This window comes from Streptomyces sp. NPDC008317 (assembly GCF_042955955.1).
GTDB lineage: Bacteria > Actinomycetota > Actinomycetes > Streptomycetales > Streptomycetaceae > Actinacidiphila.
In genome coordinates this window covers 1-12,985 of record NZ_JBIBFQ010000015.1, presented here as the reverse complement: position 1 = coordinate 12,985, position 12,985 = coordinate 1, and the positions used below count along the sequence as shown (strand labels likewise).

Genomic DNA, 12,985 nt, shown 5'->3' with positions numbered 1-12,985 from the left:
CCGAATCAGCGGCCACGCCCGGCCGTCCGTGTGAGGACCTGTCATGAACCAGCACTTCGACTCCGGCAACACCGCCTGGCTGATGATGGCCACGGCCATGGTCCTGCTGATGGCCCCGGGACTCGCCTTCTTCTACGGCGGCATGGTCAGGACCAGTCAGATCATCGCCATGCTCAAGATGTGCTTCGCCTGCGTCGCCGTCGTCACGCTGATCTGGTGGGCGGTCGGCTACTCGCTCGCCTTCGGCCCCGACGCCGAGGGGCTGGGCATGATCGGCACCCTCGACCACGCCTTCCTGCGCGGCGTCTCCCTCAACAGCGCGACCGGTGACGTGCCCACCGTGATCCACTCCGTCTTCCACATGAGCTTCGCCATCGTCACCGTGGCCCTGATCAGCGGATCGGTGGCCGGGCGCGCCACGATGCGCGGCTGGACGGCCTTCGTCTGCGCCTGGACGCTGCTGGTGTACGTGCCCATGGCGCACTGGGTGTTCGACAGCGACGGCTGGGTCGCCAAGGAGGTCGGCGCCGTCGACTTCTCCGGCGGCACCGTGGTCGAACTCAGCTCGGGCGCCGCGGGTCTCGCCCTGGCCATCGTCGCGGGCAAGCGCGAGGACTTCGAGCGCCAGCCGATCCGTCCGCACAATCTGCCGCTGGTCGTGATCGGCCTGGCCCTGATGTGGTTCGGCTGGTTCGGCTTCAACGCCGGTTCCTATCTGAACGGGCCCGCCAGCACCACCATGGCGTTCGTGAACACCCAGTTCGCGGCGGGCGCGGCCATGATCGGCTGGGCCGCGACCAGCTACTGGCACAACCGGCGCGTCACCCTGCTCGACATCTCCATGGGCGCGGTCACCGGCCTGGTGTCCATGACGCCGCTGGCCGCCGGGGTCAGCCCGGTATGGGCCACCGTCATCGGCTTCCTCGCCGGGCTGACCTGCGCCTTCGCGGTGAGCTGGAAGTACCGGCTCGGCGTGGACGACACCCTGGACGTTGTCGGCATCCACGGCTGGGGCGGCCTGTTCGGCATGCTGATGGCCGGCCTGGCCGCGACCGGCGCGGTCACCGGCAAGAAGGGCCTGTTCTACGGCGGCTCGTGGGGGCTGCTCGGCGACCAGCTCGTCGCCGTCCTCGTCCTGGGACTGTTCTCCTTCACCATGACCGCCGTCATCGGCAAGGTCGTCGACAAGACCGTCGGGCTGCGCCAGCCCGGCGGCATCGTGGAGCACGAGCAGGCGTACGACACGGACGTCGCCAGCCAACTCCAGGACGTCACCGACACGTTGCGCGGTCCCGCCGCCCCGACGGACGACAACGACCCCAGCCATCTCATCGCCCAACTGCGCACTCTGCTCGCCTCCCACGAGCGGAACTGACCTTCGTACGGACCGCCGCGCGGGGGACCGGACCCGAGGCATCGCATTGGATGCGTCACAAACGCGGCGGTCGCCCGCAAACGGACGGGTCCGGGCCCGCCATGACGGCGGACCCGGACCCGGAGGACCGTGTACGGCTCAGCCCGCGCGGACGATGTTCTCCGCCTGCGGACCCTTCTGGCCCTGGGTGACGTCGAAGGTGACGGGCTCGCCTTCGGTCAGCTCCCGGTATCCGTTGCCCTGGATGTTGGAGTAGTGGGCGAAGACATCGGGGCCTCCGCCTTCCTGGGCGATGAACCCGAAGCCCTTCTCGGAGTTGAACCACTTCACCGTGCCGTTGGCCATGCGTGTGAGTCCTCTGCGTCTGTGGTCTGCACCGGTCGCGGAACCTGGTGGATCCGCGGCCTGTGGACGCCCGCCTACGGGCACCCGCAGCCGTACGTACCCCATCGCGGCGCGCCGCATGCACGCCGATCGCGCGGATGACCGCGGAGGGCGAACATGCGCCGCGCCACGGCCGGAAACCGGCCCTCGACCGACCCGTCATCCGGAGCAACACTGACCCGTCCGGGGGTGGGCGGTCGCACCGGCCGGGCACGCTCGTGGGATGCTGGGGCGGGATCCGATCTTGACGAGGGAACGCGGCGGCACGATGAGAACGGCACGGAGGATCCGCCACAGGGTCTGGGACCGCTACTCGGCCTCCGACCCCGGCCTGCTGCGGCTGATGGCGGGACTGCGGACGGTCGGCTCGATCGGTCTCGCCCTGCTGATCCTGTCCCTGCTGCACATCTCCGTGACCCATATGGTCGCGGGCGCCATGGCCGCCATGGTCTCCACCTTCGCCATCCGCGAGAAGCGGGTACGCGACCAGGCCGTCACCCTCGCCCTCGGGCTGCCCACCGCCTTCGCCTCGGTGTCGCTCGGCGCACTGCTCAACCCGCACATCGTCATCGGCGACCTCGCCTTCATCCTGCTGATCTTCGGCGCCGCCTACGCCCGCCGCTTCGGCGAACGCGGCACCGCGCTCGGCATGATCGGCTTCCAGATCTACTTCCTCTCCCTGTTCGTCCACGCCACCGGCGCCGGCCTGCCGTCGCTCTACCTCTCGCTGGCCGTCGCCTTCGCGTGCAGCGCCGTCATGCGCTTCGCGCTCGTCCCCGAGACCCCGGAACGCACCCTGGGGCGGCTGCGCCAGGCGTTCCGGGCCAGAACCGCCCAGCTCGTCGCCACCCAGATCGACCTCCTCGAAGCCGACTCCGACCGGCTGGAGAGCGTCATCGGCGACCTGCGCAAGGACGTCGCCCGGCTGCACGAGGCCGCCCTGATGATCCAGAGCGCGCTGGAGGTGGGCACCGACGACGAGGCCACCGCCGCCCTGCTGCAACGCCGGGTCGCGGACGCCGAGATCGCCGTCGAACGCCTCGGCCTGCTGCTGCTCACCGCCCGCAGCGCCGAACGCGCCGACACCCTGACGCTCCACCTGCCGAACGCGCCGCTGCCCGCACCCGCGCGCCGCACCGACGACGAGGACGACGCGCTGCGCAAGCTGCGCGCCGAGCTGCGGGCGCTGCACCTGCTGGTGACCCGGCTCGGCACCGACGACCCCGGCACCGCCGTCACCCAGGTGCGCAACCGCCTGCTGGCCTACCGCGACGACGAGAATCTGCCGCGCGCCTCGCTCGCCGTCCAGGACGCCTTCCGCGGCATCGGCGAGGCCGCGCGCGCCGTCCTCGGCCTGCGGCTGGCGCTCGACGGGCCGGGCGACGAGTCCGACGACACACCCGAGACGATCCGCTCCCGCGAGGAGTTCGAGGCCGAGGACCTGGCGCTGGCGGGGGAGGGCGAGAGCGAGCAGGACCGTACCGGCCTCAAGCGCCGCACGACCCGCGCCGCCGTCCAGGTCTCCGCGGGGTCCGCGCTGGCCATCCTCGGCGGCGAGTTCCTGTCCACGCAGCGCTGGTACTGGGCGGTCCTGACCTGCTGGGTGGTCTTCCTCAACACCTCCTCGACCGGCGAGATCCTGGTCAAGGGCTACCGGCGGCTGATCGGCACGGTGTGCGGCGTGGTGGCCGGTGTGCTGCTCGCCGGGGTCGTCGGCAACCACACCTGGACGGCGTTCACCCTCGTTCTGGTGCTGATCTTCGCGATGTTCTTCACCGCCCCGGTGTCGTACGCGCTGATGTCGTTCTTCGTCACCGCGATGCTCGGCCTGCTCTACAGCCTGCTGCACACGTACAGCGTCTCGGTGCTCGTACTGCGCATCGAGGAGACCGCGCTCGGCGCCGCCTGCGGGGTCATCGCGGCCGTGCTGATCTTCCCGGTCCACACCGATCTGCGCACCGACGAGCAACTGGTCACCGTCCTGGCCAAGCTCCGCGACGTGGCCACCGCCGCCGTCGCCCAGCTCAGCGGCGGCCCGGCCGTCGACCTGCTGGACCTGGCCCGCGAACTGGACACCGCGCTGGACGACCTGCGCCGCTCCACGCACCCGCTGACCCACCCGATCACCCCGCTGCGGGGCCGCAGGCGCACCGCTCGCTATCTGGTCGCCCTGCTGGAGACCTGCGCCTACCACGCGCGCTCGCTCGCGGCGACCGCCGAACTGGTCCCGTACAGCAAGAGCATCGCCGCCGACCCCCGGCTGACGGCCGTCGGCGTACGCCTGGAGCACAACCTCGACGTGCTCATCGCCCATGTGGAGGAGATCAAGGACGACAAGGGCGGGAAGGGCAGGGCCAAGGGCGGTACGACGGCAGCGGACGGGACGGCGCAGGGCGCGATCCGGACCGAGCCCAGCATCGCCTCCATGCTGGAGGGCACCGGCTCCGCCGTACCGCGCTCGGGCTCCGTCACCTTCCGCGTGCTGCGCCACCTCCAGCGGCTGGACGAGGGCGTGGCGGGCCTGGCCCGGCCGCTCGGCGTCACGGTCGAGACGCCGGCCGGCAGGACCGGCAGCCGCCGGGCGGCCTGAATCGGTCGCGCGTGAGCCCTGGCAGCCAGGGCCCGGTGGTACGGGGCTCGCGCTCCCGCACCACCGGGCCTCGGCGGCGCCGCGGTCAGTTCAGGGCGAACTTCTGCGCGGCCGTGCCGTTGCAGTCGTGGATCCGCAGGCGGGCGCCGTTGGCCGTGGCGCCGTCCGGGGAGTCCAGGCAGCGCCCGGACCGCGGATTGAGCAGCGATCCGTCGGACCGCTGGACCCACACCTGGCCGCCCACCGCGGTGTCGCAGTCGTACAGCTCCACCAACGAGTCCTGCGCGGTGGCGTTGCCCGCGATGTCCAGGCAGCGGCCGAGCGTGGTGAGCCGGTTCGTGGACGTGTGCACCCAGTGCTGGTCGCGGGCGTAGGACTGGCAGTCCCACAACTGCGCCGCGGACAGATCGCCGCCGATGTCGTCGCCCGTGATGTCCAGGCACTTCGCGCCGGGCCCGGCGATCATCGATCCACCGTTGACGGTGAAGACCTGGGCGGCCGTGCCGTTGCAGTCGTGGATCTGGAGGCGGGTGCCGTTGGCGGACGCGCCGTCGGTGGCGTCCAGGCAGCGGCCGGACTGCGGGTTGAACAGCGAGCCGTCGGCCCGCTGCACCCACTTCTGCCCGCCGACCCCGTTGCAGTCCCAGAGTTCGACCTGCGTGTTGTTCGCGGTGCCGTTGCCGTTGATGTCCATGCAGCGGCCCAGCGTCCGCAGCGAACTGTCGGGCTCGTGCACCCAGTGCTGATCTGCGGCGCCGCTCTGGCAGTCCCAGAGCTGGACGGCGGCGCCCTTGCTCGCGACGTCGTCCCCGGTCACGTCCACGCACTTCCCGCCGGGCGCGGCGACCGTCGCCGGAGCGACCCCGGCCGTGTCGCCCGCGTAGCCGGCCGCCACCACGTTCGCCTGTACGGCGTTGTCCGCCGCGTCGGTGGGATAGCCGGAGGTCATGACGCCCTCGAAGAACGACCCGACCGCGCGGTTGCTGTTGTCGCCGCCGGTGCCGAGCACGATGGAGCCCTCCTGCCTCATCGGCGCGTAGCCCGGTGGCAGCGCGCCGTTCCACCAGGTCGTGAGCCCGCCGGACTGCGAATTCCCGTCCTTGAGAGCGAAGGACGTCTGGCCGTTGTTCTTCAGCACGGCCGTGACGAAGGGGCTCGCATTGCCGCCGTTGACGCTGTGGGCGTTGGTGTCCGCCTGGAAGATGCCGTTCTCCAGGTCGGCCTGCACCCACGGACCGTCGCCGGAACAGGGGCTGCACGCGCGGGCCAACGACATGTTGAGCGCGTCCATGTGACCGGCGCCCGTGTCGTTCGGGATCGCCTCGACATTGCCGAAGTCGAAGCAGCAGTCGCGGTTGACATGGGTGCCGCTGGTCACCATGTACATCCCCTCGGCCTGCCCGTTGACGGCGACACCCGAACCGACGGCATGGCGGTACCCGACGCCCGGCGGCACATAGACGCCGTAGACGGAGTGCCCCGCCACCGTGACGTGCAGCGCGTTCGCCAGGGCGCCGACATCGGCGGCCCCGGCGGTGCCCGAACCCTCGATGGTCAGGTCGTTGTGGCGCGGCGACTGGTCGTAGATCTTGGTGATGACGCACACCACGCCGTTGCAGAAGGCGTTCTGCGCACCGGCGTTCGCGTAGCCGCCGGTCCCGGTCGGCCCGATGTCGAGGGCGGCGTCGTCCCGCACGCGGGTGACCTGGTACAGGCCGCCGTTGTACGAGCCGTACAGCGCCCTGACCGTACTGAAGGCGCCCACGCAGGGGGTGCCCGCGTTGCCGTAGATGTCGCACGGCTGGTTCGCGGCGGCGTGCGCGGGACCGGTGACACCGACCAGCAGGCCGAGGGTCAGGGTCAAGGTCGCGCCCAGGGCGAGCAGGACGCCGCGTAAGCGCCTCAACAGGTGGCGTGCGGATGGTCGGTGGTCGCGAGCGGTCGTCGTCGAAGCGGTCATCGTCGACCTTTCTCCGTGGGGGGATGGCACGGAACACGGTGAGAGATGCGAACTGCTCATACGATTCAGCGACTTCGAAGCTAGAGGCGTCTCGTAGTGCCCGTCAACCCTCGGAACCTGCGGTCATACGCCCGGACAATCTTGTCCCGAAGGCTTGACGAGCGGTCCGGCGTCACTTAGCGTCCGAGGCGCTGAATCGTTAGAGCAACCCTTGGCGCACCACATCCGGCCGGTATCTTCCCGACGGTGGTTGCCTGCTTCAGGCGGTGGCTTCTTGCTGAGAGGGGTGCCATATGGCGTCGGCGGACAAGCGCGCCACCGTCACGCTCAAGGACGTGGCGACGGCGGTCGGGATCTCGCAGAGCGCCGCCTCGATGGCGCTGTCGAACCATCCGCGGATCAGCGAGACGACCAAGGAGGCGGTACGGGCCGCCTCGGCCAAGCTCGGCTACGTCCCGAACTCCGCGGGGCGGGCGCTGCGGGCGGGCCGTTCGACCTCCATCGCGGTCGTCGTGCCCAACACCGGCCAGCACGTCTTCGGCCACCCCTACTTCATGCACCTGCTGGTGGGGGTGACCGCGGAGGCCAACACCCGCGACGCCGCGCTCATGGTGTCGACCAACCCCGACGAGACCCACGGCGTCGCGGCGTACGAGCGGGTGCTGCGCTCGCAGGCCGCGTCAGGGGCGATCGTCGCCTCGGCCTCGATCAGCGACCCCAACGTCAACCGCATGGTGGACTCCGCGCTGCCGGTGGTCCTCATCGGGCGGTTCGTCCACCTGCCGCACGCGGTGAGCGTCGGGGTGGACGAGATCGCGGGCGCCGCGGCCATCACCCGCCACCTGGTGGAGGACCACGGGCTGACCCGTATCGCCCACATCAGCGGACCGCTCAACCACCAGACCGCGGTGGACCGTTACGAGGGCTTCCGCACCGCGCTCGCCGATTCGGGACGGCCCTGCACCCACACCCTGGCCGTCGGCGACTTCAGCGAGGAGTCCGGCAGGCTCGCCGCACGGCAGGTGCTGGACAGCATGTCCGACGTCCAGGCGATCTTCGCCGCCAACGACGAGATGGCCTACGGCGCGATGCTGGAGATCCGCTCCCGCGGGCTGCGCATACCGCAGGACATCGCGCTCGCCGGATACGACGACTTCGGCGTCTCCCGGCTCACCACGCCGGGGATCACCACCGTCCACGTCCCCGCCGAATCGCTCGGCCAGAAGGCCGCGGCCATCCTCTTCGACCTGGTGGACGGGACCGCACCCGACCCGGTCCACACCGTGCTGCCGTTCGACCTCGTGATCCGGGAGTCCTGCGGAAGCCACCCCGGCTGAGCGACCGCCCCGCCCAGCCACCGGCCACGGCCGAAGGCCAACGCCGTACCCAACACCCCCGCCCGGACGGGCGGGCCGTACCCAACACCCCCGCCCGGACGGGCGGTTCACGCCCAGGACCGGCGGTACGCGGCCGGTGACGGGTGGTTCACACCCGCACGCGGCTGACGCACGCCCGCGGACGGGTGATTGACGCCCGGAGACGGGCGGTGCGCGCCCCCGGACGGGCGGTGCGCAGAAGGAGACAGCCACATCGACCCTCCGACCCCGCAGCGACGGGGCACCGAACGGAATGGAACGATCGGTATGTACGTCAGATTCGGGAGAACGGCCGCGGCACTCGCCGCCGCCACCACGGTCTCACTCCTCCTCGCCGGCTGCGGCGACAACGGCGCGGGCGGCGGTACCTCCGGCGGCGTGGTCAAGCTGACCATGCTCACCGGTTTCACCGGCCCCGACGCCCCCTCGTACCAGGCGCTGATCAAGGAGTTCAACGCCGGCCACCCCAAGATCCAGGTCACGATGACGGCCGAACCCTGGGCCACCATCGGTCAGAAGCTGCCCGCCTCCTGGGCCACCGGCCAGGGCCCCGACCTGGCGACCCCCAGCTCCGACCCGGGCGCGATCTTCACCTACATCAAGACCAACTCGGTGCTGCCGCTCGACCCCGCGGTCGGCGCCGGCACCGGACAGATCGACTCCGCCGCCTTCCCCGCCGCCGTGAAGTCCGCCTTCACCGTCGACGGCAAGCTCTACGCGGTACCCGCCAACATGGCCACGCTCGTGCTCTATTACAACAAGGCGATGTTCGCCGCCGCGGGCATCAGCCGGCCGCCCGCCACCGAGGACGAGTTCATCGCCGACGCCAAGAAGCTCACCAAGGGATCGGGCGGCAAGCCCAGCCAGTACGGCCTCTCGCTCGCCGACAACAACACGATCCAGATGTGGCCGATCCTCCAGTGGATGAGCGGCGGCGACATCGTCGGCCCCGACAACTGCGCCGTCGTCAACAGCCCCGCCAGCGTCCAGGCGCTGACCCGCTGGAGCCGCCTGGTCAGCCAGGACCACATCAGCCCGGTCGGCCAGGCGGGCGCGGACGCCGACACGCTGTTCTCCGCCAAGAAGGCCGCGATGGAGATCAACGGCCCGTGGGCCGCCGCGGGCTTCACGTCCGCGGGCGTCGACCTCGGCATCGCCCAGGTCCCGGTCGGCTCCGCGGGCCCGGTGACACTGGCCTCGACGGTCCCGCTGATGATCGCCCGCACCTCCAAGCACCAGGCCGAGGCCAAGGAATTCCTCGCCTGGTACACCGGCAAGGCAGCCCAGACGCAGTTCTCGAAGGTCTCCGGCTTCCCGCCCGCCCGCACCGACCTCGGCGGCGCCGTCAACGGCGATCCCACCGTCGCGCAGTTCGCCGCCGCGCTGCCGCACGCCAAGCTCTACCTCGCGGGCCAGCCGAACTCGACCCGCATCGACAGCGACGTCTACGTCCCGCTGATCCAGAAGATCGAACGCGGCGCCGACGTCCAGTCCGCCGCCGACTCGGCCGCCAAGGCGATCAATTCGCTCACCGGCTGCAAGAAGTAGCCCTCATGTCGAGCACACCCTTCCCCTCCGCAGGGAAGCCCGCACCCGTACGGCGGCGCAGGCCCCGTATCAACAGCGCCTATCTGTTCATCCTGCCGAGCGTCCTGCTCATCGGGGTGTTCATCGCGGAGCCGATCGTCCAGTCCGGCTGGATGAGCCTGCACGACTGGACCGTCGGCGAGGCCCACCACAAATTCGTGGGTCTCGACAACTACACGGCGCTCTACCACGATTCGCGGTTCTGGAACGCGCTGCGCGTCACGGTGATCTACACCGCCGCTGTCTCCGTCGGACAAGTGCTGATCGCGCTGGCCATCGCCTCCCGGCTGCGCAGGACGACCTGGTATTCGGCGCTGCTGCGCACCGCGTATTTCTTCCCTTTCATCGCCTCGCTCGTGGTGAGCGGAATCGTCTGGAAATTCCTGCTCGACCCGCAGGTCGGCCTGGTCGACGCCTGGCTCTCCGGAATCGGCGTCACGCCTCCCGAATGGCTGCAATCCACCTCGCTGGCGCTGCCCACCGTCATTGTCGTGGGCATCTGGAAGAACGTCGGATTCACCATGATCGTGCTGCTCGCCGGTATGCAGCAGATCCCGCCCGACCTGTACGAGGCGGCGGCGCTCGACGGCGCGGGCGCGTGGCAGCGATTCCGCCATGTGACCCTGCCCGCGCTGCGCCCGGCACTGCTGTTCACCACGCTGATCGCCACGGTCACCGGGCTGCAACTGTTCGACCTGGTCTTTTCCATGACCAGCGGCGGGCCGATCTTCCACACGGAATCCGTCGTGATGTACCTGTACCAGAAGGGTTTCGTGGAATTCCAGATGGGCTACGCCAGCGCCGTCGCCTGGATTCTCTTCGTGATCATCCTGGCGATCTCCGCACTCCAACTGCGTCTGTCGAGGTTCCGCGATGCCGACTGACACACTCCGGCCGCGCCCCGCCAAGGGCGGCGCGAGCCCGTACGGGAACGGCCCCCGGCCGACCGGGCCGGTACGCCTGTGGCCCGCGGCCAAGGTCGCCGTCCGGTACGGCGCCAGGTGCGGCACGGTCCTGTCCTGGGCGGCCGTCACCGTCGGCGCGGTCGCGATGATCATCCCGTTCGTCTGGATGCTCGGCGTCGCCTTCAGGACCAACGCCGACCTGTACGCCGACCCCGCCCGGCTGATCCCGCGGGACTGGACCCTGCACGGCGTCCGCGCGGTGCTCGGCCAACTCCCGTTCGGCAAGCTCGTGCTCAACACGTTCGTCTTCGCGGGCGGCACGACCGTGCTCCTCCTGCTGTTCGACTCGATGACCGCGTTCGCGCTGGCCAGGCTGCGCTTCCGGGGCAAGAACGTGGTGTTCCTGCTGATCCTGGCCACGCTGATGGTGCCTTTCCAGGTCACCCTCGTGCCGGTCTTCCTGACGCTGTTCCACCTCGGCTGGCTCAATTCGTACCAGGGCCTGATCATTCCCCGCGCGACCAGCGCGCTGGGCATCTTCCTGCTCCGCCAGTTCTTCATGCAGTTGCCGCGCGAACTGGACGACGCGGCCAGGATCGACGGGGCCAACGACTTCACGGTCTACTGGCGGATCATCCTGCCCAACGCCAAACCGGCCCTCGCCTCGCTGTTCATCATCCAGTTCGCCGCGCTGTGGAACGACTTCCTGTGGCCGCTGGTCGTGACGAACAACGTCGACATGCAGACGCTGCCCGCGGCCCTGACGCTGTTCTCCAGTCAGTCGGGTGTGGACCACGCCGCGCTCATGGCGGGCGCCGCGATCTCCCTGAGTCCCCTGGCCATCGCCTTCCTCGTCCTCCAGCGCTTCTTCGTGCAGGGCGTCGCGACCACGGGAATCAAATAGCGGCCCGGCCGATTCCCCGCCGCCTTTCCGCGCCCGCGGCCGACCCGCCATCCCCCCGCCGTACCGCTCCTTCCGCCCGCCCTTTTCCGCCATGCCCATTTCGCTGAGACATCACAGAGAAACCGGAGACCGGAGTGCTCACCTGCACCGCGACCATCGACCCCGCCTTCGTCATCGCCCCGGTTCCGCCGCGCCTGTTCGGCTCCTTCGTCGAACACATGGGCCGCTGCGTCTACGGAGGCATATACGAACCCGGCCACCCCGAGTCGGACGCCGACGGCCTGCGGCTCGACGTCATCAAGCTCACCCGTGAACTCGGCGTGAGTGCCGTCCGCTACCCCGGCGGCAACTTCGTGTCCGGCTACCGCTGGGAGGACGGTGTCGGCCCCCGCGTCGAGCGCCAGGTCGCCCTCGACCTGGCCTGGCGCTCGCTCGAACCCAACACCTTCGGGCTCAACGAGTTCATGGCCTGGGCCAGACAGACCGACGTCGAACCGATCATGGCCGTCAACCTCGGCACCCGCGGCGTCGAGGACGCCTGCAATCTGCTCGAATACGCCAACTTCCCCGGCGGCACCCGCTACTCCGACCTGCGCATCGCCCACGGGGTCCGCGAACCGCACCGCATCAAGACCTGGTGCCTGGGCAACGAGATGGACGGCCCCTGGCAGGTCGGCCAGAAGACGGGCACCGAGTACGGCCGCCTGGCCGCCGAGACCGGGAAGGCCATGCGCCGGATCGACCCGTCCGTCGAGCTCGTCGCCTGCGGCAGCTCCAACGAACGGATGCCGACCTTCGGCTCCTGGGAGGCCGACGTCCTGGACGAGGCGTACGACGTGGTCGACTACATCTCGCTGCACGCGTACTTCGAGCAGCACGGCGACGACCGCGTGGGCTTCCTCGCCTCCGCGCAGGTCATGGACACCTTCATCGAGGGGGTCGTCGCCACCTGCGATCACATCGCCGCCAAGAAGCGCTCCCGCCGCAAGCTCCAGCTCTCCTTCGACGAGTGGAATCTCTGGTACGAGAGCCGGTTCGAGGGCCAGGACAACCTGGAATGGGCCCGGGCGCCCCGGCTGATCGAGGACGAGTACACCGTCGAGGACGCCGTCGTCCTCGGCAACCTCCTGATGAGCCTGCTCCGGCACAGCGACCGGGTGACCATCGCCTGCCTCGCGCAGCTCGTCAACGTCATCGCGCCCATCCGCACCGAACCCGACACCGGGGCGTGGCGGCAGACCATCTTCTACCCCTTCGCCCTCACCGCCCGGCACGCCCGCGGCGACGTCCTGCGCGTCGAGCCGGACTCACCCGTCCTGCACTCCACGACGCTCGGAGACGTCGCCGCCGTCGACGTCACCGCCACCCGCGACCCCGAGACCGGCGAGACGACGATCTTCGCCGTCAACCGGGACGACACCCAGGCGGCCACCTTGCGGCTGCGGATGGCCGGCGCCGAGCACGACGTGGTCGAACACGTCGTCCTCGGCGGCCAGGACCTGCTCGCCACGAATTCCAGGACGGCACCCGGCCGCGTCGAGCCGCGCTCCAGCACCCGGCACTTCGTGGACGCCAACGGTCTGTCCGCCGAGCTTCCGCCGGTCTCCTGGACGATGATCCGGACGGCGCCGATCACGAGCTGATCCACCGGACTCTCTGCCTCCTGCCCCGCGCCGCCCGTACCCCGGAGCCGTTTCGACCCGTAGGCCGGATATGCCGCGGGGGGGGGGGGGGGGGGGGGGGGGGGGGGGGCCCGCCGGGCCCCCCCCGGGGGGGGGGGGGGGGGGGGGGGGGGGGGGGGGGGGGGCAAGCCCGACCCCTGCGCCCCCCGACCTCCCGGCGGGGCGGGCGGAAGGGGGTGGGTGGAGTCGGGCCCCTCACGCCACCCCCTCCGGCGGGGCGGC

Annotated in this window: 9 protein-coding genes; 7 read left to right on the top strand and 2 right to left on the bottom strand. The window is 70.4% G+C overall.

Annotated elements, in window-relative coordinates:
* The first annotated feature begins 43 nt into the window (after positions 1 to 43).
* Positions 44 to 1,375 (top strand): ammonium transporter, encoded by a 1,332-nt coding sequence (locus ACFY9V_RS34045; protein WP_391164220.1) that lies wholly within the window; start codon positions 44 to 46, stop codon positions 1,373 to 1,375.
* A gap of 138 nt (positions 1,376 to 1,513) precedes the next feature.
* Here the strand turns inward: ACFY9V_RS34045 and ACFY9V_RS34040 are convergent, their stop codons facing one another.
* Complete coding sequence (locus tag ACFY9V_RS34040; protein ID WP_188280047.1) at positions 1,514 to 1,720, bottom strand: cold-shock protein; 207 nt, start codon at positions 1,718 to 1,720, stop codon at positions 1,514 to 1,516.
* Positions 1,721 to 2,027: 307 nt separating this feature from the next.
* On the opposite strand from ACFY9V_RS34040, the gene ACFY9V_RS34035 reads away from it, so the two are divergent.
* Positions 2,028 to 4,349 carry an FUSC family protein gene (locus ACFY9V_RS34035; RefSeq protein WP_391164219.1) on the top strand — a complete coding sequence of 774 codons (2,322 nt, stop codon included), beginning with the start codon at positions 2,028 to 2,030 and terminating at the stop codon, positions 4,347 to 4,349.
* A gap of 85 nt (positions 4,350 to 4,434) precedes the next feature.
* On the opposite strand, the gene ACFY9V_RS34030 is transcribed toward ACFY9V_RS34035, so the two are convergent.
* Positions 4,435 to 6,255, bottom strand: a complete 1,821-nt coding sequence (locus ACFY9V_RS34030; RefSeq protein ID WP_391164218.1) for an arabinofuranosidase catalytic domain-containing protein — start codon at positions 6,253 to 6,255, stop codon at positions 4,435 to 4,437.
* A 347-nt stretch (positions 6,256 to 6,602) separates the two neighbouring features.
* Here ACFY9V_RS34030 and ACFY9V_RS34025 point away from each other — a divergent pair, with 347 nt between their 5' ends.
* The 5 genes from ACFY9V_RS34025 to ACFY9V_RS34005 all read left to right on the top strand — a co-directional run bounded on the left by ACFY9V_RS34025 (position 6,603) and on the right by ACFY9V_RS34005 (position 12,724).
* Positions 6,603 to 7,646 (top strand): LacI family DNA-binding transcriptional regulator, encoded by a 1,044-nt coding sequence (locus ACFY9V_RS34025; protein ID WP_355349695.1) that lies wholly within the window; start codon positions 6,603 to 6,605, stop codon positions 7,644 to 7,646.
* Between the two features lie 306 nt (positions 7,647 to 7,952).
* A complete protein-coding gene (locus ACFY9V_RS34020; RefSeq protein WP_355349692.1) occupies positions 7,953 to 9,233 on the top strand; it encodes an ABC transporter substrate-binding protein in 1,281 nt (426 codons plus the stop codon).
* 5 nt (positions 9,234 to 9,238) lie between these two features.
* Positions 9,239 to 10,156 carry a sugar ABC transporter permease gene (locus ACFY9V_RS34015; RefSeq protein ID WP_355349689.1) on the top strand — a complete coding sequence of 306 codons (918 nt, stop codon included), beginning with the start codon at positions 9,239 to 9,241 and terminating at the stop codon, positions 10,154 to 10,156.
* On the top strand, positions 10,146 to 11,081 hold the full coding sequence (locus tag ACFY9V_RS34010; RefSeq protein WP_391164217.1) for an ABC transporter permease subunit: 936 nt from the start codon (positions 10,146 to 10,148) through the stop codon (positions 11,079 to 11,081). Before ACFY9V_RS34015 ends, ACFY9V_RS34010 begins: the two co-directional genes overlap by 11 nt.
* Before the next feature lie 134 nt (positions 11,082 to 11,215).
* The gene (locus tag ACFY9V_RS34005; RefSeq protein ID WP_391164216.1) at positions 11,216 to 12,724 is read left to right on the top strand and encodes an alpha-L-arabinofuranosidase C-terminal domain-containing protein; all 1,509 of its coding nucleotides are present in this window, start codon (positions 11,216 to 11,218) and stop codon (positions 12,722 to 12,724) included.
* Positions 12,725 to 12,985 lie beyond the last annotated feature (261 nt).

Bases quoted from the DNA above. Each gene is read 5' to 3' on its own strand.
- ACFY9V_RS34045 (WP_391164220.1), top strand. From the start codon at position 44: ATGAACCAGCACTTCGACTCCGGCAACACCGCCTGGCTGATGATGGCC.
- ACFY9V_RS34040 (WP_188280047.1), bottom strand. From the start codon at position 1,720: ATGGCCAACGGCACGGTGAAGTGGTTCAACTCCGAGAAGGGCTTCGGG.
- ACFY9V_RS34035 (WP_391164219.1), top strand. From the start codon at position 2,028: ATGAGAACGGCACGGAGGATCCGCCACAGGGTCTGGGACCGCTACTCG.
- ACFY9V_RS34025 (WP_355349695.1), top strand. From the start codon at position 6,603: ATGGCGTCGGCGGACAAGCGCGCCACCGTCACGCTCAAGGACGTGGCG.
- ACFY9V_RS34020 (WP_355349692.1), top strand. From the start codon at position 7,953: ATGTACGTCAGATTCGGGAGAACGGCCGCGGCACTCGCCGCCGCCACC.
- ACFY9V_RS34015 (WP_355349689.1), top strand. From the start codon at position 9,239: ATGTCGAGCACACCCTTCCCCTCCGCAGGGAAGCCCGCACCCGTACGG.
- ACFY9V_RS34010 (WP_391164217.1), top strand. From the start codon at position 10,146: ATGCCGACTGACACACTCCGGCCGCGCCCCGCCAAGGGCGGCGCGAGC.